This window comes from Rossellomorea marisflavi (assembly GCF_022170785.1).
In the GTDB taxonomy this organism is placed as follows: domain Bacteria; phylum Bacillota; class Bacilli; order Bacillales; family Bacillaceae_B; genus Rossellomorea; species Rossellomorea marisflavi_B.
On the sequence record NZ_CP081870.1, the window covers coordinates 3,261,860 to 3,281,866 of the forward strand.

Consider the following 20,007-nt stretch of genomic DNA (forward strand, 5'->3'; position numbering starts at 1 on the left):
TACCTCCAGGTGTTACATTGTATATAGCGTATTCTCAAACATTTCCACCTATTATTATAATCGAGTTCATCTTCTGTTAGGAGGGGTTTTATGAAAAATATCCAAATTGGTGATTATGTCACGGCCTTTTATAAGACAGGCACCTATATCGGAGAGGTGACGGGGGAACGCCCGGGGAGTTATGTGGTGAAGGTACTGGCCGTTGTGAAGCATCCGCGCCAGGGAGATCTTCACAACCCGGGAAAAGTGGACGTACCGCTCTTTCATGAGAGAAAAGCACTAGCTTTCCGTGAACAGTCAAACATTCCCGATAAAATGGTCAAGCCATATGAAGGGACAATTCCCGAATACAACGAATCATTACTTACTGCTTTCAAGGAATTCAAGGAGAAACTCTCCGTCGACCCGACGCCCCATGATGTGAAAAGCCTTGAAGCACTGTCCGAAATCCAGAAGGAATATGCCTTGATGTACGGAATTGAGTTTTGACGAAAAGGACCTGATCGCTCATCGGCGGTCAGGTCCTTCATCATGCAAGCTGATTATAGAATTTCGAAAGGTCGATCCGGTCTCCGATGGTGGTGGGCTCGGCTTTTTCGAGGTATTTTTTATCCTTTTCCACCAGATGATAGATATGCTGGGTCGTCATGGCGTCATCAAGTGCTTTGTGATGTTTCCCCACACCCTCACGTCCGTATTCCTGCACGGCCTTCCACAGCCCCGTCTGGTTCTGATCACCGAAGAACCGCTTATATTCCATGGAAAGGTCAACGAATCGTGCATGGAAAGGGAAGGCCATCCCAAGGCGAGAACAGCTGTCCCTGAGCACCTTCATGTCCATATTCCCCCAGGTGACCACTTCCTTTACGCCCAACTGGTCCAATGACGTGAAATAATCATGCATCTCTTTGAACGAACGTCCCCCATCTACATCGGCCTGAGTGATGGATAAGAACCTTTTGCATCGATTCGTAAGCCTAGGGAAGAAGACCGGCTTGATATAGCAGGAAAAGGTGTCGATGACTTTCCCTCCGTTCACCACGACCACACCGGTCTCGATGATTTCCGGATGAAAATCCTTCGGGACCTTCTGCCGCTCGGGCATTGAAAACTCAAAATCAATGAAAACAAGCTGTCCCTCACTTCCCATTTCAACCCCTCCTTGTTTGGTCGTATCCCGCTATCCCATCCTGGCGCGGGACCCCTGATGGTGTATTCTTCTATTATATCATGTTTATTTCCTGAATTATGACTATTTCCTCCCATCTCCACTGAAACTTCACTCATATAGCCATCAGGGTAAAAAGAACCATCCACTACACGGAAATGCTTCTTTATTAATTGGTTCCATTGGATTATCATGGGAGAATAAGATTACGAGAAAAGTAGAGGGTTTCATGAGAACTTTTGCAGGATATATCGCCATCAGTTGTATCGTTGCCGTCTTTTTCACCACCTTGTTTTTTTCCGCCGGGGAAGTGAAGAAAGCCGGTGAATTCCAAGATGCACTGGAATCAAAGGTAAATAAGGAGCATATGAACGTAAACCGCACGTCCCTGATGAAGGATGCGGACGGTCGGGTGTTTTCCGAGATCAACCGCCCATTCAGGCTTTACACGGAGGATGAGGACATACCTGACTTTGCGAAGGATATCATCATCACGAGTGAAGATCAGAATTTTTACGAACATGTTGGATTCGATGCCGGTGCGATCCTTAGGGCAGTGGTGAAAAACCTTGTTTTCACCCATATCCAGCAGGGAGGCAGCACCATCACCCAACAGCTCGCCCGCAATATGTACCTGGGTCAGGAAAAGACGTATAACCGGAAGCTGACAGAGCTCTTCTACGCCGGTCAGATCGAAAAAAATCTGACCAAGGATGAGATCATGGAAATGTATTTGAACGTGATTTACTTCAGTAATGGCGTGTACGGAATCGGAACGGCTTCCCAGTATTATTTCAGCAAGCCCGTGACCGAACTCAACCAAGGGGAAATCTCCTTCCTCGCTTCCATCCCGAATAACCCGGGGAAATATGATCCGATCAAGCACTTCGATGAAACGAAAAAACGTCAGGAGCGGTTGCTCGAGCTTCTGGTCACATCGGAGAAACTCACGGAGAAAGAGGCCGTGAAGATCAAAAAGACCCCAATCCATTTAAAGGTTAAGAAAGCAGTTGAAGAATATCCGGACTATGCCTTTTATGTCGAACACGAACTGAAGGAACTGATCGGAGAAAAAGAAGGGTTCGCAGACGAGCTTGCAGATGCCGGATCTGAAGAAGAGCGGGACGGGATCCTGAAGGAATGGGATGAACGGTTCCATGCCGTGATTTCTTCCGGCGTCATCATCAACACCGCCCTGGACCCCGCCATGCAGAAGAAAAGCACGAAAGCACTGAATGATACACTTGAGTCTACTGAACTAGAGGGAGCGAGTGCTTCCATCGACAACAAGACCCGTAAGATCGTTGCCATCACAGGCGGAAAAAACTATAAGGAATATAATTTCCACCATGCCTTCCAAGCGTTCAGGCAGCCAGGGTCCGCCATCAAACCGCTCCTGGTCTATGGTCCCTATATGGAGAAGTTGCACCCCTCCCTGCAGGAAACGATTGATGGAAATCAATACTGCATCAAGGGATACTGCCCCGTGAACTACGGGAATGCGAGTCCCGGCATGGTGACGATCAGTCAGGCATTCGCCCAATCGTATAACGGTCCCGCCCTTCGCATGATGGAAAAGGTGGGCGTGGATCAGGCCTTCGGATTCATCCGCCCGTTCCACTTCCAAAAGGTAAGCAAGGAGGATAAGACCTTTGCGGCTTCAGTCGGAGGATTCACCTATGGGATGAGCCCCCTTGAAATGACGAATGCCTATACGTCCTTCATCGACGGGAAGTATACACCGGCAAGGGCCATCACCGACGTGACGGATTCCGAGGGGAACCTCCTGTATCAATGGAAGGACAACGCAACGGAAGTTTGGTCGAAATCCACCACTGCTCAAATGAGATCGCTCCTTCATCAAGGAGCGGTTAGCGGGACTGGCAAACCTGCCTATGTCTCCAGGCCCTATGTGGGGATCAAGACGGGGACGACCAACCAATATCATGATTTTTGGGTCATGGGCCTCACCGATCGCTACACCACAGGGGTCTGGGTCGGCCATGATACACCTGAAAACATGAGCAGCATAGAATCATGGCGGCCTGGACACAGGATTTGGAAGCAGATCATGAAATAAATAAGTGTTTAAGTCATAGTAAAACCCGAACTATCTTGCCTGAGATAGTTCGGGTTTTTGATTTGTTTCATGACCATTACTATTTACTTGTTCCTAGCGGTTGATTGGAGTGCAAGACGAAGACTTCTGCGGGAAGTGTAGCTGATGTGAGACCCCGCAGGCTTGCCGAGGAGGCTCACGGTCTACCCGCGCGCAGTCTTGTACGGATATCATGAGCGGGATAAAGAAGCCATACTGATATTGTTCGTCATGACCATTTTTGTTTTGTCCCAATCTCTTTTTCATGTTTACAGCTTGACCTCCGATATGATCGGGAGGCTAGCCATCAGGCCGTTGTAAAGTCTAATAAGAACGAAGAAAATCGTCAGGATGAGGGCGGCCCATGAGAAAAGCTGCATGGTGACGACACCAAGCAGGCCGGCTTTGGTAAGGGAAGAGCTGATTTTATTCACAAAATAAAAGAAGTAAACCGCCGAGGTCAAAACAAAGATGGCGATCAATCCCTTGAATGATTGCAAGCTGAGGACGGAAACCAGTCCTCCGATAAAATAGATCATCGAACCCGGACGGACTTTATTATACAGTTCACCCTCTGAATCAATTGAGAAGAACAGCATGGAAATGCCGTTGATCGTCTCTGCGATGAGTTTCAGGGCAGATAGAATCATAAAGAAGACCATCATAAGCAGAATAAGGATGGCCAGCTTCAGCTGCATTTCGGAAAGGAATTCGCTCATTCCCGCATAGACGCCGATCTTTTTGGAAAGCGTTTCGAACACGCCCACCCCGTAAACCGAAAACGTCAGGCTGAACAAAAGGATGGACAAAATAGGCAGATAGCTCGTTAAATATGTATTCTTCAAAAAGTACCTCTCCCGTGATCAATCTGTGCATTCTCATCATAATCGTTTATGAGCAGATTGAAAAGGGTAAAGGTACCAAGTGTACAGGTCGAAAGTCCCTCCACTTCAAGAGCTGACTTCCCTCATTCAACAGCCGATTCCGACTCGATTATGTGTCGGTCCCTGTCGATCACCTTGATGTATTGACGCGGTTTGAATTCAACAGGTACCAAAGTATCTGAACCTTCCCGCTCGTACCCGATTGGAAGATAATTCGTTCCTTCCCCGCTTTCGACCGATTCCAGATCGATTTGATCCCTCGAATCCACCACGACGGCCATCATGAGCAATCCTGTGAAAATGGCACATGCAATCAGCAACTTTTGCTTCATGGATATCACCTCTTGAATAGGATGCTCACATTGGTGATAAACTATTCCAAAACATGATTCACGGCACGGAATGTGCTTTTTTTTTCGACGAGATTTTCCGTTTCTCTACATATTTAATAACAAGGGGCAAAACCCTTATACAATGGGCGTCCGACTAATGCAAGGTGCTTTTTTTTACGTTATAATGCTCAATAGGTGCACTGTTCGGTCGCAGAAGGCTCTAGTGACTATCTTAATTCAACAATTACCTACATAATCTGATGTATTCAAGGGGGGTTTTTTGTGACACTGCTACACTGGGCAATCTTATCGCCTTTTTTATTCGCCATACTGATTCCGTTCCTGTATAAGGCGTTCCGCAAGATCCACACCGGCTGGTTCGTCCTGATCCTGCCCGTAGTCCTGTTCGTCTACTTCTTCCGCTTCATCTCATTGACGAAGAATGGGGGTACGGTAACGGAAACCGTCAATTGGATGCCTTCCTTCGGTATCCAATTCACCGCGTATGTGGATGGTCTCGGCCTCCTGTTCGCCATGCTCATCACAGGAATCGGGGCGCTTGTCGTCCTGTACTCGATCTACTACCTGGATAAGGCAAAAGAACAGCTACATAACTTCTATGTCTATTTACTCATGTTCATGGGGGCCATGCTCGGGGTCGTGCTATCGGATAACCTGATCACCCTCTATATGTTCTGGGAGTTCACTTCCATTTCTTCCTTCTTACTGATCGGATATTGGTATCAGAAGGAACGTTCGAGATACGGAGCACTGAAATCGATGCTCATCACCGTATTCGGGGGCCTTTCCATGCTCGGGGGAATCATACTCCTCTATCTCATGGGTGGTACATTCAGCATCAGGGAACTGGTGGGGATGAGCGATCAGTTGGTAACGGACCCGCTATTCATGGGGGCACTGATCCTGATCCTTCTTGGGGCATTCACCAAATCTGCCCAGTTCCCATTCCATATCTGGCTGCCTGATGCCATGGAAGCACCGACTCCAGTCAGTGCCTACCTTCACTCAGCCACGATGGTCAAAGCAGGGATCTATCTTGTAGCCAGGATGAGTCCAATCTTTGCCACTTCGGGTGTATGGATCTGGCTTGTTGGCGGAATCGGATTATTCACCGTGTTCTGGGGTTCATTCAATGCTGTCCGTCAAAAGGATCTGAAAGGGATCCTTGCCTTCTCCACAATCAGTCAACTGGGGATGATCATGTCCTTATTGGGTATTGGAGGAGCAGCGCTTCATTACAATCAACTGGACGAAAACATTTATATGGCTGCAACCCTTGCGGCCGTGTTCCATCTGATCAATCACGCAACATTTAAGGGAAGCCTGTTCATGGTCGCAGGAATCGTCGATCACGAAACCGGGACAAGGGATATCCGTAAGCTCGGCGGACTGATGAGCTTCATGCCCATCACCTTCACCATTGCCATCATCGGAGCATTCTCCATGGCGGGGCTGCCTCCATTCAACGGCTTCCTCAGTAAGGAGATGTTCTTTACTGGAATGATCAATGTTCTTAGCCTTGATATCTTCAACTTTGAAACGTTCGGGGCGCTTTTCCCGGTGCTGGCCTGGGTGGGAAGCATCTTCACCTTCGTCTACAGCATGATCCTCGTCTTCAAGACGTTCACAGGGAAGTATCAGCCTGAGAAGCTCGAGAAGAAACCGCATGAAGCACCGATAGGGATGCTGATTTCTCCGATCATCCTTGCTTCCCTGGTAGTCATTTTTGGTTTCTTCCCGAACATTTTATCGGATCGGATCCTTGCTCCAGCAGTAGAAGCCATCGTACCGAGTCTGATTGCCGACGGACAGACCGTGAAGACGGAAATCTCCTTCTGGCACGGCTTCAGTCCGGAGCTGTTCATGACGATCGGTGTCATAGCCATCGGAGTGATCTTGTATCTTACCCTTTCAAAATGGGAGAAGATCTATCGGGTATTACCGCAAAGGCTTTCCCTTAATTCCTTATATGATGGAGGATTACGTGGGAGCGAACGTGGGGCTTACAGTTTCATGAACGGACATATGACAGGGTTCATCCGCACTTACCTTGTTTATATCTTTACGTTCTTTGTCGGGATCTCCCTCTTCAGCCTCTGGTGTAACAATGCCTTCTCCCTGGAGATGGACGAAATGGCCCCGATCGGGATCTATGAGGTGGCTGTCGCACTCCTTCTTGTGGTCAGTACCGTCATGATCCTGTTCGCGAAGTCTCGCCTGACATCCATCATCCTGTTGGGCGCAACCGGTTATACGGTATCCTTGTTCTTCGTGGTGTTCAGGGCTCCAGATCTTGCCCTGACACAGCTCGTCATCGAGACCGTGTCGGTTGCCCTATTCCTCCTTTGCTTCTACCACCTGCCAAAATTGAGCAGGCATGAAGAACGCATGGGCTTCAAGCTTGGGAATGCAGTGATTGCCCTAGGCGTCGGTGTGACCGTGACACTGTTTGCCATCTCGGCTTACAGCACGAAACTATTTGATTCGATTTCAGAGTATTACATCAAGAACGTTTATGAGGAAGCGGCCGGTAAGAATATGGTCAATGTCATCCTCGTCGACTTCCGTGGCTTCGATACATTGTTTGAGATCACCGTTCTTGCCATCGCATCTCTCGGGATCTTCGCTATGATCAAACTGAGGATGACAAGGAGGGATGAAGGATGAAGACGAATGATGTAATTCTCCAAACCGTAACGAAAGTAACTGTGTTCATTATCATCCTGTTCTCCCTTCGCCTCTTCTTCTCCGGTCACTATACTCCAGGAGGAGGCTTCATCGGGGGACTCATGACAGCAGGAGCCCTCGTCCTGCTGCTCCTGGCATTCGACCTGAAGACAGTTGCGAATATCCTGCCCATCGATTATAAGATCGTAACGGCAATCGGCCTTCTGTTCGCCATCGGGACGGCGGCAGGGGCACTATTATTCAATGTACCGTTCCTGACGCACGCGTTTGACTATTTCACCCTGCCGATCATCGGGAAGACGTCCCTTCACACGGCAGTCCTGTTCGATACCGGGGTGTATCTCGTCGTCGTCGGCGTCACGATGACCATCATCCAAACGATTGGGGTGAGCGATTAATGGAATTATTAATGGCCATTGTCATTGGGATCCTGTTCACCTGTGCAGTGTATCTCATGCTTTCAAAAAGTTTACTTAGGATCATCATCGGCACCGCTGTTTTGAGCCATGGCGCCCACCTTCTCATCTTGACGGTGAGCAGCCTGAAGAGAGGGGCAGCCCCGCTGCTCGGACAGCATGCGGAATCCTACGTCGATCCGTTACCGCAGGCACTGATCCTGACAGCGATCGTCATCAGCTTCGGTGTAACGGCCTTTTTCCTGGTCCTCGCCTACAGGGCCTATCAGGAGCTCGGTACCGATAATATGGATCAGTTGAGAGGAAACGAAGGAAATGATTAATTTATTGATTCTACCGATACTCATACCACTTATCACGGCAACGATTCTCATGTTCTTTAGCAAACAGGTGAAGACGCAGCGGACGATCGCAGCGGTTTCCACCATCGGAACCGTTATCGCATCCGTCATCCTCGTTATCACGGTTTCAAAAGAAGGAATCCAGACCTTGAACCTGGGGAGCTGGACGGCACCATTCGGAATCACGCTTGTATCCGATATGCTCTCTGCCCTTCTTGTACTCACTACGAGCATCATCACCCTGCTGGTGACCCTCTACTCCTTTAAGTCGATTGGACGCGACAGGGAACGATTCTATTATTATCCTGTTGTCCAATTTCTTTTAGTCGGGGTGAACGGCGCCTTCACAACAGGGGACATCTTCAATCTGTTCGTCTTCTTTGAAGTGATGCTCATGAGTTCCTATGTTCTCATCGTCCTCGGCGGGACAAAGGTCCAGCTCCGGGAAGGGATCAAATACATACTGGTGAACGTTATTTCATCAGCCTTGTTCGTCATTACCGTTGCCTACCTGTATTCAGTCGTCGGCACCCTGAACATGGCGGATATCTCACAGAAGATCGCAAGCGTGGAGCAACCAGGCATCCTGACAGCCATCGCCATCCTGTTTTTGATTGTTTTCGGCCTGAAAGGCGCCATATTCCCGCTTTACTTCTGGCTGCCAGGCTCATACTACGCACCTCCGACCCCGATCCTGGCCTTATTCGGAGCGTTGCTGACCAAGGTTGGCGTCTATTCGATCATCAGGACCTATACGTTGTTCTTCTATCACGATCCAGGGTTCACCCATGAGATGCTTGGCATACTGGCAATCCTGACCATCGTTGTCGGATGCGTGGGTGCCATTGGGTTCTGGGATGTGAAGAAGATCATCATTTATAATATCGTCATCGCCGTCGGGGTCATCCTATTCGGGGTTTCCACAATGAACGGTGAAGCGATGGAAGGCTCCATCTACTATCTCATTCACGATATGATCATCAAGGCCGCTCTCTTCCTTCTGATCGGCGTCATGATATCCATAACCGGTACGACAGATGTCCGGAAGATGGGCGGTCTGATCAAGGAGTATCCTTGGCTGGGCTGGACCTTCCTGGTAGCAGCTTTCTCACTGGCGGGCATCCCTCCCCTCAGTGGCTTCATAGGGAAACTATTGATTCTGAAGGGAAGTTTCTCCTCGGAATTCTACGTGGGGGCTTTCGTCATTCTGGCCTCAAGCCTGGTGGTCCTTTATTCCGTCATCAAGATCTTCCTGAATGGTATCTGGGGTGTACCAAAAGAATACACCGGTATCTCTAAAAGTCATGCACGCTATCTATGGGCAACTTCCGCCGTCCTTGTCCTCCTTTCCGTGTTTTACGGTTTGGGCGCAGATGCAATCCGCCCGCTATTTTCACAGGCGGCCGAAGTACTCGTGGATCCGCAAATCTATATTGACGCAGTGTTAAAGGAGTGATGTACCCATGGCTTTTCAAATCTTATTGAACTTTATCCTGGCATTTGTCTGGATGTTCCTATCCGTCTCCTTTACCGCTCCTTCATTCATTGTCGGCTATCTGCTCGGCTTGTTGATCATCCTTGCCATGAGGCGATTCTTCCCGGATCGCTTCTACCTTTGGCGGGTGGTGGCTTCCATCAGCCTGCTGTTGTTATTCCTGAAGGAACTCATCAAAGCAAACGTAGATGTATTGAAAACGGTCCTTAAACCCAAACTCGATTTCCAGCCGGGGATCTTTGCATACGAGACCAATCTGAAAAAGGATTGGGAAGTCACCTTGCTTGCCAATCTGATCACGCTGACACCAGGGACACTTGTGATGGATGTTTCCATGGATAAGAAGATCCTCTATGTGCACGCCATCGATCTTCCCGATAAAGACGCGGTCATCGATGATATCCGCAATTCTTTCGAAAAAGCCATCATGGAGGTGAGCCGCTGATGCTTGAGATCATCATCCGTATCACCCTGATCTGTGTGTCCCTTTCCATGCTGGGACTCATTTACCGGGTCATCAAGGGACCTACCACCCCCGACAGGGTTGTGGCGTTGGACGCCCTAGGGGTAAACCTGATTGCCATCGTTGCACTCGTCTCCATGCTGATCGATTCCGATGCCTTCCTGGAAGTCATTCTATTGCTCGGAATCCTCGCCTTCATCGGGACGGTGTCATTCTCCAAATTCCTTGAGAAAGGAGCGATCATCGAACGTGACCGAAATCGTTAACTATATTATCGGATTCTTTCTTCTTGCAGGCGGATTCCTCAGCCTAGTGGCATCGTTCGGAGTGCTCAGGCTTCCTGATGTTTACACACGTAACCATGCGGCTTCGAAAAGTGCCACACTCGGAATCATGTGTATTCTGCTCGGGACATTCCTTTATTTCTATATTGTGCATGGCATCTTCAATTCCAAGGTCCTACTGGCCATCGTGTTCATCTTTGTCACTGCGCCGGTCGGTGGTCACCTCATCGCCCGCGCAGCCTATCATTCAGGGGCTAAACTCTGGGATAAAAGTGTTCGGGATGACCTGAAGGACAAGGAAAAATATGATCGACAACATTCATAAAAAAAGCGAAAGCCGTCTCGAGATGGCTTTCGCTTTTTTTATTTACCGATATATGTAACAAACTCACTGACGGGCTTCCGGTAGCCCCGGGGTTTTCGGCTTTCTCTCTTTTCTTTCCCAACAGAGATCATCATGACGACTTCGTACCGATCCTCTATGTTCAGGATTTCCTTGACCTTTTCCGCATCGAACCCGATCATGGGGCACGTGTCCCAGCCCTTTTCCTTGGCAGCAAGCATGAAGACCATGGAAGACAGGGACGCATTACGGATCGCTTCATCCCGTTGGAATCCACTACCTTTCCCTTCATAGAAAGAGGTGGTATTCTCGACCATACCAGAGAATTCTTCTTCATTCACGATTTTCAGCATCTTCAATCCCCGATAAATTTCTTCTGCTGACTCGTACGCTTTTTTATCTCCCAGGAGCAAAACGACCGCTGAAGCAGATCGTACTTTATGCTGCCCCATGGCTGCACCCTGAAGCTCCTCTTTCACTCTCTCATCTGTCACGACGATATACCTCGTATGCTGAAGGTTGAACGCAGATGGCGAAAGCTTGACCAACTCAAAGATTTCATTCATTTCGTTAGATTGGATCGGATGATCAGGAAGAAAATTCGATGCCGAGCGACGTTCTTTCATCAATTCTGTAAAACCGGTCATGCTTTCACTCCTTCATTTATCTTGAATTCAAGATAACTATACCGAATAGGCAGAATATTGTCAAATCAATCCTCCAGTAGCTCTTTCATCAGACATGAAGAAACATTTAAAAAGTACAATATATTATGGTACCGTTCGTTTAGATTATTAAACCTGGTTCAGCGATTCAATTAGTGATTGAGTTAAATTAAGCTTGAATTTTCACCCAAACCTCATAACCAGACTTACAATTTATGTTAAAATTCACATATATGAAGATATATGAAGTTCAATGAATTTAATAAATAAAAATACTACATTGGAGGATTAATTGTGAATATCATTGATACAGTCCACAGTTTTCTAAGGAGATTTCAGCCTAATACCGATTTTTTAAAAGAATATTATAATGAATATCCTGATATCTTTTATGAGTATTTTTCTTATCACTGTAAAGATACTGATGAAAGGCTTAGCCAATCGATTGAAAAATACCCTTCTTCGATATCTACCATTAAACAAGTTCATAAGAACTTAATTCCTATTATTGAAGAGATTACTGAAAAATATTACAAGATTTATCAAGTCACTTTCCCGATTGAAGTTAATTTAATTGTCGGTGGTTATGGCTCTAACGCATACACACATCGACAAATAATACCCAATATAACCTTTGCATTAGAAAGATTATCGCCTGTTACTGATCATTTAAAAACGATAGTTGCTCACGAATTCGGACACGCAACGCAAAATATTCTTTCAAATCGTTCAGGTATTGAATGGAAAAATGTAAATTGGAATAGCCCTCTTACTTGGTTACATCAAGAAGGTGCAGCAACACATTTTTCTAGAAAAACGGTAAGTCATTTAAATCCTTCTGTATATTTTCATTTTAATGATGAAGGTTCCGATTGGATTTCCTTTGCAAAGTCTAATTCGGAAAATATTAAAACTCAGTTTGCGCAGGATTTCTCAGATGCAACACCACTTGAAATGTTTCGAGAATGGTTTTCAATAAATGGTGGGGAAAAGTTTGGACATAGTAGATTAGGTTATTTTCTTGGTGATATGTTTTTTCAGAGCCAAATAAAAAAGTCATGTGAAATAAAGGCAATCATTGCTTGGAAAGAATTTAACTTTGAAGAACAAGTTAAAGATTGGCTACTACAATGAATGGTTAGAAATGCGTATGCCTATAGTGTTATTAGATACGCCTTTCACCTTCATTAACATTTTTGATTCACCTATTATTCAACTCAAATTCATTGGAATTAACTTTTTGATGAAAAACGCATTTTAACTTATTACTCCAAAGAAAAAACCCCCGTCACCGGGAGTTCTCCTTCTTATTGCTGATATAAATGATTTTCAACCGATCCATCCTCCTTATACACCACAAGGGTGCCGGAATGGTCCGTTGCATATCGCTTTGCTCGCTCCAACAGCTTTTCCTTCGTCTCTTCTACCATGATGGCCCGCTCTCCATCGGCTTTTTTCAGCTGCCAGCCATCATCATGGACAGTGACGTGATACTCTGCCTTATCGGTTTGCGTACCCTCCTCGGACTTGTGGGCCCGATCCGTGGCAATGGCGATCGCCCTGCCCTCTTCATACCCTTCATCAAGCAGGGCATTTCCGATCTCGATGGCTTTATTCCGGACATCAGAGGGCAGATTCTTCAGTGATTCGGGATAATCTTGTTTCGACCAGCTCATGTTCATACCTCCGTAGTAAGTGGGATTATCTATCCTTTTCCCCCACCTGTCACGGCTAAACGTTCTTTTTGGGTACAACAGCCATTGTACAACGTGACACGCAGATGAGATCGTCTGCCTCATCGGTGATCTTGATGTCCCATACCATGGTGGTTCGTCCCTGGTGCAGGACGGTCGCCGTCGCTGTCACCTCTCCGTCTTTTTTCGCCTTGATGTGATTGGCATTGATCTCTAGACCGAAGCATATCTCCTTATCGAGATCAATCAGTTCCACAGCCCCGACGCTTGCGACGGTTTCTGCAAGAGCGACGGATGCTCCTCCGTGGAGGAATCCAAAAGGCTGCCTCGTCTGCTCATTGACGGGCATCGTCGCCACGATCCTGCCTTTTTCTACCGTGTTGAATTCAATGCCCAGTGCACTGATCAATGTGTGATCAAGTTTCATATTCCTTCACCCCTTCCCCATACTCTTCGACCTCGCGAGTCAAAATCCTTTATCTGCTTAGTAGGTCCAGATTCAGCCTATCACAAGGTGGCAGGAAGATGAATGAATAAATGCAACGCCTCTTTCATACGTTTACGTAGATGATGTCAGAGAAAGGAGTGTTCCATGATGTATCGTTTCCATCCTTTCCATGGGAACAGACCGTCGCCTCAATCGTATATGAACCAGCAGCGGGTGCTCCCTGCAACCGCCCCCGATACGCTGATGGCTTCGGCCGGGAAGACCCTTAGCTTAATGGACGATGCCAAATTGGTTCTCGCGCGCATCAACAGCTCAAGGGAATTTGCCTCCAAGCTGATGACCGCCGCTCAACAATCCAATCTGCCTGAAGTACATAGATTGCTTCAGACGATCCCTACGCGCGTACAGCCGGTCGTATCCTTCAATCCTGATGGTGTGAGATTCGTATTTGATGAAAAATTGGGTCAGGTGGATTGCTGTCATTTGATTGTATCCGTCAAGTGGAATGAGTTTTGAAAAGCCGAAGGAAGCCGGAGATCCTGCTTCCTTCGGCTTTTTCCATACAGTTGATCCAGGGGAGGATACGTTCTCGATTTCTACAAAAAAAAGAACCTCCGAAGAGATTCTTTTTTAAAAGATCATGGCCGCAATCCAACCGAAGGCCACAAGAGGGATGTTATAGTGTAGGAATGTAGGGACACATGTATCCCAAATGTGGTTGTGCTGTCCATCGGCATTCAAACCTGCGGTCGGCCCCAGTGTACTGTCCGACGCAGGTGAACCGGCATCTCCTAGGGCACCGGCTGTCCCAACAATGATAATGGTCGCAAACTCACTGAATCCAAGCTCCATGCAGAGAGGAACAAAGATCGCTGCAATGATTGGAATAGTAGCAAATGATGATCCGATTCCCATTGTGACAATCAGCCCTACTAGGAGCATCAGAAGGGCAGCAAGGGCTTTATTCCCTCCAATGGCATCAGCTGTTCCCTTCACCAGGGATTCTACATCACCGGTTTCCGTCAATACGGCTGCAAATCCGGAGGCGGCAATCATGACGAATCCAATAAAGGCCATCATCTTCATCCCATCGTTAAGTAGACCATCAGCTTCCTTCCATTTTACTGCACCCGACACATAAAGGACGGCGATTCCTGCAAGGGCACCGAAGATCATGGATTCGAGCAGGAGCTGGACTGCAAGTGCGGCAATGATGGAAATCCCCGCAAGGATCATCGCCCTCTTACTGTACTCCACCTTCTCTTCCACCACTACTTCCTTGGACTCATCATACTGTCGTGGTTTACGATAAGAGAAGAAGACGGCGATCAGAAGTCCTAGAACCATCCCGCCTACTGGCAAGAGCATGGCTTTCGGAATATCTCCCATGGAGATGGCCATTCCACTCCTGTCCATATTCTGTGCAATGACCTCGTGGAACTGGAGTCCGAAGCCGACCGGCAGCAGGATATAAGGCGCCGTCAGTCCGAACGTGATGACCGTGGCAATCAGACGGCGGTCGATTTCTAGCTCTGTCATCACCTTGAGAAGTGGCGGAATCAAGATCGGAATGAAGGCGATATGAATAGGGATGACGTTCTGAGAGAAACACGCCATGATCAGGATGGCGAATACGATAAGAGCTTTGGATAGCTTTTTCTTCTTTGAGTCTCCGTTCCGACCGACCATCTTCAAGACGAAATCAACCAGCAAATTCGGGATGCCAGTATAGGAAATGGCTACAGCAAATCCCCCCAAAAGGGCATAGCTCAGGGCGATATTGGCTCCGCCGCTGATTCCATCTGAGAAGATCGAGACCGTTTCATTCAACCCGAGGCCCCCGATGACCCCGCCTGCAAGCGCTCCGGCGATAAGGGCGAAAACTACATTCACACGCAGTAAACTAAGTATGAGCATGATGAGTACGGCAATGACGACTGCGTTCATAATATTGTCCTCCTTGAATCTATCTTCATGTTGCTTTAGTCTGCTAAATTGGTAGAGTGATAAAACACGTTTTCTACTTTATCAACATAAAGGACGTTTGTCAACGATTATTCCTCTCATTATTCTTCCCTCTTTCTTGGCATTCGAACCTGCCGTTGAGAGCCATACACGCACTTAAATCAACCCATACAAAAAAGGCCGACGATTGTCGGCCTTTTCTTGTATTATTTCGCAGGTTCAAAGGACTCCACCATGAGGGCAAGGGTACGAACCATCACGCCCGTGGCACCTGATGGCCCGAGGTCATATGCTTTGTTGGTCGTAGCCGTACCGGCGATGTCAAGATGCACCCAAGGAGTGCCTTCAGCGAATTCCCCTACGAATCCGCCTCCCATGATTGCATGCCCGGCGCGGCCTGGAGAGTTGTTCAGATCCGCGATCTTGCTGCTTCTCACGCGCTTCTTGTCCCCTTCTGTGTATGGCAGCTGCCAGATGAACTCGCCTGATTCAGCAGACGCAAGCAACACTTGCTCAAAGAATGCTTCGTTATTGGTAAGGGCCCCTGTCTTATCTTCACCCAATGCAACGATGACTCCTCCTGTGAGCGTTGCGACATCCACGAGATAATTGGCCCCGTGATGCTTCGCATAAGTCATGCCGTCCGCCAGTGCCAAGCGGCCCTCTGCATCGGTATTCAATACTTCGATTGTCTTCCCGCTCATGGATGTGATGACATCGTCCGGCTTGAATGCTGCACCGCTCACCATATTATCGGTTGATGGGATGACGGCAATGACATTCTGTTCCGGCCTCGTCTCCCCGATGACTTCCATGGCGCCTAGGACGGCTGCGGCACCACCCATATCGGTCTTCATGCCGACGATGCCATCCTTCGGTTTAAGGGAATATCCTCCTGTATCAAAGGTGATCCCTTTTCCTACAAGACCGATGACATCTTCCCATTTCTCTTTTCCTGCATATTTCAGGACGATCATCTTCGGAGGCTCCACTGAACCCTGGTTGACTGCCAATAAAGCGCCCATTCCCAGGTGCTCCATTTCTTCTTTATCCAAAATCTCCGCTTCGAAATCATATCGCTTCGCAAGCTCTAGGGCATACTCGGCGAGCTTTGTGGATGTAAGCAGATTTCCCGGTGTATTCACTAGGGTCCTTGCCGAGTTGACACCGTTCCCGAATGCCGTACCCACCTGCAGGGCCGTTTGGACTTCTTTATTATCCGAACCTGTGATGAACTCGACATCAGACGCTTCATAGTTCCGTTCATTTGATGATTGTTTATACCCGTGGAAGGCATAGGTTGCCATGGTGAAGGCTTCTGCCCACGCGTGGGCTACGTCCTCTGCAGGGACTTCATCCGTTTCAAACGTATCGATCGCCACTGCAAATGAAGTGAGCTTCATCTGTTTGATCTGCTTGGCTGCCGCACCGAACGCTTCTTTCAGATCATTAAAAACCGCTTCCTTGGCCTTTCCAAGTCCGACAAACACAATCCGTTTCACGGAAAGCTGTCCTAGCGTATGTACAACGGTGATTTCTTTGGCAGTCGAAGAGATATCTCCTTCTTTGGCAAGCTGGGTGAGATGTCCACCCATGGCTTGATCCAGCTCTTTCAGTTCCCCTGAAAATTCAGGTTGATTATAGACCCCGACAATGAGGCCTCCTCCAGTTGTTTCAGTTAAACGCTTATTGTTGACTATATAATTCATTGTTCAACACCTCCTCCCCCATTATAGCCCGAGTGAGTGAACATTTCGACTATCTAAGCAAAAGCGTTTGGAAGTTAAGGTTAGGTGGATAAGGGTATGGTATAATGTAGTCAACTCAGAGTATTCAAAACATTAGAAAGGATGGGATTCTTTACCATGGAGATCTTTCATAATTTCCCCCTTTGGGCTTCATTGATTTCGATCTTGTTCGCCCAGTTCGTCAAGGTTCCCATCCAGTTCATCGCCACGCGGGAACTCAATTGGTCCCTCATCACGTCGACCGGAGGGATGCCGAGTTCCCACTCTGCCGCTGTCACCGCCCTTTCAACCGGGGTGGCAATCGAAAGCGGAGTGTCTTCACCGGTCTTTGCTGTAGCTGCCATGTTTGCCATTATCACCATGTTCGATGCCACAGGGGTCAGAAGGCAGGCCGGTGAACAAGCCATCGTGCTTAATCGACTCATGGGCGACTTCCAGAAGTTCATGACCGATGCCAAAGGCTGGCAGAACAAACCTGATCAGGAAAAACGGAAAGAGCTGAAGGAGCTGCTCGGTCATAAACCGATCGAAGTCTTCTTCGGGGGGATCACGGGAATCGTCCTTACACTGCTCATCCACTTTTTCATGTTTCAATAGGAGGAATGATCAATGCGCCTCATATCCATATGCCCCAATAATACGGAGCTGATTGATGAGCTTGGACTCACCCCTTACCTCGTGGGGGTTGACGACTACTCCGATCATCCGGAAGCCGTCCTATCCCTGCCCAGGCTCGGACCCGACCTATCCATCGATATGGATCGGGTCGAAAGCCTTCAACCCGATCTGGTCCTTGCATCACTGAGCGTACCGGGAATGGAGAAGAATATCGAGGAGCTAGAGAAACGGGGGATTCCCCATCTCACATTGAACCCTCAAAGCTTCAAGGATATAGCGGATGATCTCCTTGCCATCGGGCGCGCCTGCGGCATGGACGACTCCGACGCTTCGACTAAGCGCAGGCACTTCCTTCAAAAAGTCGAAGCGTTGAAGGCCATCGGCCAAGGCATCACCAATCGCCCTTCCTTGTACTGGGAATGGTGGCCAAAGCCCGTTTTCACTCCCGGCAGGACGAACTGGCTGACGGAGCTGAGTGACATGTGCGGGGCCGTAAACCTCTTCAATGACGTCGAACTGGCTAGCGTCCAGACAGACTGGGAGGATGTCCTGTCGAGGGATCCCGATTATATATGCCTCGCCTGGGTAGGCGTGCGGCAGGATAAAGTAAAACCGGACCTGATCAAAAAGAGACCGGGATGGTCCTTCTTGAAGGCCGTTCAGGATGAGCGCATCCTCGTACTGGAGGAAGCCCTCTATTGCCGGCCTTCCCCACTCCTGTTGAAGGGTGCGGTCAAGCTTGCAAAAATCCTGCACCCTGACGAATACGCCCATATGTAAGCGAAAAGATCATCGATCCCCACGCATGGAAAAACCGGCAGGAGTTCCTGCCGGTTTTGTCTTTACTCATTCTTTTTCAGGTGAAAGGATTTGATCCCTGAATACCTGCATGGTTTTATTTTCATTAAGCTTGGTCAACTGTTCTTCTGTGAGCTTACCTGAACCCTCTTCGATGATGTATACATCTAGGGTTTTCTTCCCCCATTGCGCATAAACCTCATCGACTGTATCGTAGTACAGATCAAGCTTGTTTCCTTTGATGGCACTCCCGGTGTCGGCGACCACGCCAAACCCGTAGTCAGGGATGTACAGAACCGTCCCGATCGGAAAGACCGTCGTATCAGCGGCTATGGTCGAATAAAGGTCACGTTTCACTTTGACGCCGGAGTATGTAATCCCATAGCCCGGATGGCCGGGATTCTTCCCCGTTGACTCCACCCCCGCCGTGTAGCCCGTGGCGACGACAGTATGCTTCTTATATTGATTCCAATCCAGCCCGTTCAGGGTGACTGGTTTGTCTTTCACAGGTTTACTCGATGAAATCTGGGTTTTGGTACTGCTCACTTTCTTAAGGATTTTTGCAGTCATCCCTAATTGATTGATCTCATGTTCCCCACGCCCGGCGTTCTCCATCTGGGTCTCCCACCACGCTTTAAGGGTTGCAGCCTTGACGCCCGATACCGATTGGAATGTCGTCTCAAGGGCAAAAATGAACAATAGGACCATCAAAAGTCGTTTGCTCCAATTCTTAATCATGTATACACTCCTCCCACCCTTATTCCTTCCCATCCTGGAGGGCATGTATTCATAAATTGATAAAATAATCGAATTATCTCAAAAATTGGAAGCAAAAAAAGCCCGCCACCCGGAACTCACCCGGACGAACGGACTGTTTTAAAACATTCGATATCCCTTTGATCTCAATATTCTCATGACGACTCCCGAAAGGACCGCCCCTATTAAACCGCTTCCAAGAATCAACAGATCGGCTGAAGCCAAATGACTGATCCTTCTCCCTAGTTCAGGGAATGCTTCCCCAGCGTTTCTGAAATAATCGATGAAACGCACTTCATCCACGATGAAAATGACGATGATCGGATAGATGATGGTCATGATCCATGTCATTCGGAGCAGCATATTAAGCAGAAAACCGATTCCGAAAAACAGGACAAGAAACAGAAGCATTGAAATCAAGATGACGTGTATTGGCATTTCCCCACCCCCATCTAACACTGGCTCCATCGGCAGATTACACCTGTCATAGGAGCCAAACACTATTGTTAAGTGTACTGAATGTTGATGGAAGCGTCAATAAGACGAAGGAAAATTTCGACATTATTCACAAAATCACCACAACTGGTGGACTATTTTTGCTTGCCACTTCCACTGCAACAAGGACAGGTTTCAGATCCGCCCAATACCAGCTGGAAATACCCTTTTCCCGAACAGTATTCACATGATTTTGTCTTCGTTGTACCAGCTCTCATCGAATCTCTCCTTTGATTTCTTAATTTTCTGATAATATATCATCTTTTTCGATTCATGAAAAGGTTCCT

The 20,007-nt window shown here is 47.9% G+C and carries 24 protein-coding genes; 13 read left to right on the plus strand and 11 right to left on the minus strand.

Annotated elements, in window-relative coordinates:
- Positions 1-90 precede the first annotated feature (90 nt).
- Positions 91-489 (plus strand): kinase-associated lipoprotein KapB, encoded by a 399-nt coding sequence (gene kapB / locus K6T23_RS17040; protein WP_048014640.1) that lies wholly within the window; start codon positions 91-93, stop codon positions 487-489.
- A gap of 40 nt (positions 490-529) precedes the next feature.
- On the opposite strand, the gene kapD is transcribed toward kapB, so the two are convergent.
- Positions 530-1,150 carry a 3'-5' exonuclease KapD gene (kapD, locus tag K6T23_RS17045; RefSeq protein WP_048014639.1) on the minus strand — a complete coding sequence of 207 codons (621 nt, stop codon included), beginning with the start codon at positions 1,148-1,150 and terminating at the stop codon, positions 530-532.
- 247 nt (positions 1,151-1,397) lie between these two features.
- Here kapD and K6T23_RS17050 point away from each other — a divergent pair, with 247 nt between their 5' ends.
- The gene (locus tag K6T23_RS17050) at positions 1,398-3,248 is read left to right on the plus strand and encodes a transglycosylase domain-containing protein (protein ID WP_238281993.1); all 1,851 of its coding nucleotides are present in this window, start codon (positions 1,398-1,400) and stop codon (positions 3,246-3,248) included.
- Between the two features lie 287 nt (positions 3,249-3,535).
- Here the strand turns inward: K6T23_RS17050 and K6T23_RS17055 are convergent, their stop codons facing one another.
- Both K6T23_RS17055 and K6T23_RS17060 read right to left on the minus strand, forming a co-directional pair.
- A complete protein-coding gene (locus tag K6T23_RS17055) occupies positions 3,536-4,111 on the minus strand; it encodes a DUF5366 family protein (RefSeq protein ID WP_235563710.1) in 576 nt (191 codons plus the stop codon).
- A 122-nt stretch (positions 4,112-4,233) separates the two neighbouring features.
- Positions 4,234-4,482, minus strand: a complete 249-nt coding sequence (locus tag K6T23_RS17060; protein WP_048014636.1) for a hypothetical protein — start codon at positions 4,480-4,482, stop codon at positions 4,234-4,236.
- Positions 4,483-4,764: 282 nt separating this feature from the next.
- Here K6T23_RS17060 and K6T23_RS17065 point away from each other — a divergent pair, with 282 nt between their 5' ends.
- From K6T23_RS17065 to mnhG, 7 genes are read left to right on the plus strand one after another with little or no spacing between them, the layout of a single operon-like run.
- Positions 4,765-7,170: a Na+/H+ antiporter subunit A gene (locus K6T23_RS17065; protein WP_238281995.1), complete on the plus strand. Its 2,406-nt coding sequence runs from the start codon at positions 4,765-4,767 to the stop codon at positions 7,168-7,170.
- Positions 7,167-7,589, plus strand: a complete 423-nt coding sequence (locus K6T23_RS17070) for a Na(+)/H(+) antiporter subunit B (protein ID WP_053429332.1) — start codon at positions 7,167-7,169, stop codon at positions 7,587-7,589. The genes K6T23_RS17065 and K6T23_RS17070 overlap by 4 nt, the downstream gene beginning before the upstream one ends.
- Positions 7,589-7,930: a Na(+)/H(+) antiporter subunit C gene (locus K6T23_RS17075; RefSeq protein ID WP_048007006.1), complete on the plus strand. Its 342-nt coding sequence runs from the start codon at positions 7,589-7,591 to the stop codon at positions 7,928-7,930. Before K6T23_RS17070 ends, K6T23_RS17075 begins: the two co-directional genes overlap by 1 nt.
- Positions 7,923-9,404 (plus strand): Na+/H+ antiporter subunit D, encoded by a 1,482-nt coding sequence (locus K6T23_RS17080; RefSeq protein WP_238281997.1) that lies wholly within the window; start codon positions 7,923-7,925, stop codon positions 9,402-9,404. The genes K6T23_RS17075 and K6T23_RS17080 overlap by 8 nt, the downstream gene beginning before the upstream one ends.
- 7 nt (positions 9,405-9,411) lie before the next feature.
- Positions 9,412-9,888: a Na+/H+ antiporter subunit E gene (locus K6T23_RS17085; RefSeq protein WP_056541111.1), complete on the plus strand. Its 477-nt coding sequence runs from the start codon at positions 9,412-9,414 to the stop codon at positions 9,886-9,888.
- A 47-nt stretch (positions 9,889-9,935) separates the two neighbouring features.
- Positions 9,936-10,172, plus strand: coding sequence for a Na(+)/H(+) antiporter subunit F1 (locus tag K6T23_RS17090; protein WP_370294848.1), 237 nt, complete (start codon positions 9,936-9,938; stop codon positions 10,170-10,172).
- Complete coding sequence (gene mnhG / locus K6T23_RS17095) at positions 10,156-10,515, plus strand: monovalent cation/H(+) antiporter subunit G (protein WP_056541108.1); 360 nt, start codon at positions 10,156-10,158, stop codon at positions 10,513-10,515. Before K6T23_RS17090 ends, mnhG begins: the two co-directional genes overlap by 17 nt.
- A 38-nt stretch (positions 10,516-10,553) precedes the next feature.
- On the opposite strand, the gene K6T23_RS17100 is transcribed toward mnhG, so the two are convergent.
- The gene (locus K6T23_RS17100; protein ID WP_148985546.1) at positions 10,554-11,180 is read right to left on the minus strand and encodes a nitroreductase family protein; all 627 of its coding nucleotides are present in this window, start codon (positions 11,178-11,180) and stop codon (positions 10,554-10,556) included.
- A gap of 312 nt (positions 11,181-11,492) precedes the next feature.
- Here K6T23_RS17100 and K6T23_RS17105 point away from each other — a divergent pair, with 312 nt between their 5' ends.
- The gene (locus K6T23_RS17105; protein WP_238281999.1) at positions 11,493-12,332 is read left to right on the plus strand and encodes a hypothetical protein; all 840 of its coding nucleotides are present in this window, start codon (positions 11,493-11,495) and stop codon (positions 12,330-12,332) included.
- Between the two features lie 173 nt (positions 12,333-12,505).
- Here the strand turns inward: K6T23_RS17105 and K6T23_RS17110 are convergent, their stop codons facing one another.
- A complete protein-coding gene (locus tag K6T23_RS17110; protein ID WP_079515670.1) occupies positions 12,506-12,874 on the minus strand; it encodes a DUF2188 domain-containing protein in 369 nt (122 codons plus the stop codon).
- A 55-nt stretch (positions 12,875-12,929) separates the two neighbouring features.
- The gene (locus tag K6T23_RS17115; protein WP_056541100.1) at positions 12,930-13,319 is read right to left on the minus strand and encodes a PaaI family thioesterase; all 390 of its coding nucleotides are present in this window, start codon (positions 13,317-13,319) and stop codon (positions 12,930-12,932) included.
- A gap of 165 nt (positions 13,320-13,484) precedes the next feature.
- On the opposite strand from K6T23_RS17115, the gene K6T23_RS17120 reads away from it, so the two are divergent.
- Positions 13,485-13,856 (plus strand): YuzC family spore coat inner layer protein, encoded by a 372-nt coding sequence (locus K6T23_RS17120; protein WP_142245894.1) that lies wholly within the window; start codon positions 13,485-13,487, stop codon positions 13,854-13,856.
- Between the two features lie 114 nt (positions 13,857-13,970).
- On the opposite strand, the gene K6T23_RS17125 is transcribed toward K6T23_RS17120, so the two are convergent.
- Complete coding sequence (locus K6T23_RS17125) at positions 13,971-15,287, minus strand: Na+/H+ antiporter family protein (RefSeq protein ID WP_056541095.1); 1,317 nt, start codon at positions 15,285-15,287, stop codon at positions 13,971-13,973.
- A gap of 224 nt (positions 15,288-15,511) precedes the next feature.
- Positions 15,512-17,014 carry a leucyl aminopeptidase gene (locus tag K6T23_RS17130; protein ID WP_148985547.1) on the minus strand — a complete coding sequence of 501 codons (1,503 nt, stop codon included), beginning with the start codon at positions 17,012-17,014 and terminating at the stop codon, positions 15,512-15,514.
- Positions 17,015-17,170: 156 nt separating this feature from the next.
- On the opposite strand from K6T23_RS17130, the gene K6T23_RS17135 reads away from it, so the two are divergent.
- Both K6T23_RS17135 and K6T23_RS17140 read left to right on the plus strand, forming a co-directional pair.
- A complete protein-coding gene (locus K6T23_RS17135; protein WP_053429320.1) occupies positions 17,171-17,650 on the plus strand; it encodes a divergent PAP2 family protein in 480 nt (159 codons plus the stop codon).
- Between the two features lie 12 nt (positions 17,651-17,662).
- Entirely contained in the window at positions 17,663-18,451 is a 789-nt protein-coding gene (locus tag K6T23_RS17140) for a cobalamin-binding protein (protein ID WP_238282001.1), read from the plus strand.
- Between the two features lie 66 nt (positions 18,452-18,517).
- Here the strand turns inward: K6T23_RS17140 and K6T23_RS17145 are convergent, their stop codons facing one another.
- The 3 genes from K6T23_RS17145 to K6T23_RS17155 all read right to left on the minus strand — a co-directional run bounded on the left by K6T23_RS17145 (position 18,518) and on the right by K6T23_RS17155 (position 19,938).
- Positions 18,518-19,207 carry a 3D domain-containing protein gene (locus K6T23_RS17145; protein WP_056541087.1) on the minus strand — a complete coding sequence of 230 codons (690 nt, stop codon included), beginning with the start codon at positions 19,205-19,207 and terminating at the stop codon, positions 18,518-18,520.
- 138 nt (positions 19,208-19,345) lie between these two features.
- A complete protein-coding gene (locus tag K6T23_RS17150) occupies positions 19,346-19,663 on the minus strand; it encodes a YuiB family protein (protein ID WP_235563709.1) in 318 nt (105 codons plus the stop codon).
- 152 nt (positions 19,664-19,815) lie between these two features.
- Positions 19,816-19,938, minus strand: a complete 123-nt coding sequence (locus K6T23_RS17155; RefSeq protein ID WP_159129969.1) for a YuiA family protein — start codon at positions 19,936-19,938, stop codon at positions 19,816-19,818.
- Positions 19,939-20,007 lie beyond the last annotated feature (69 nt).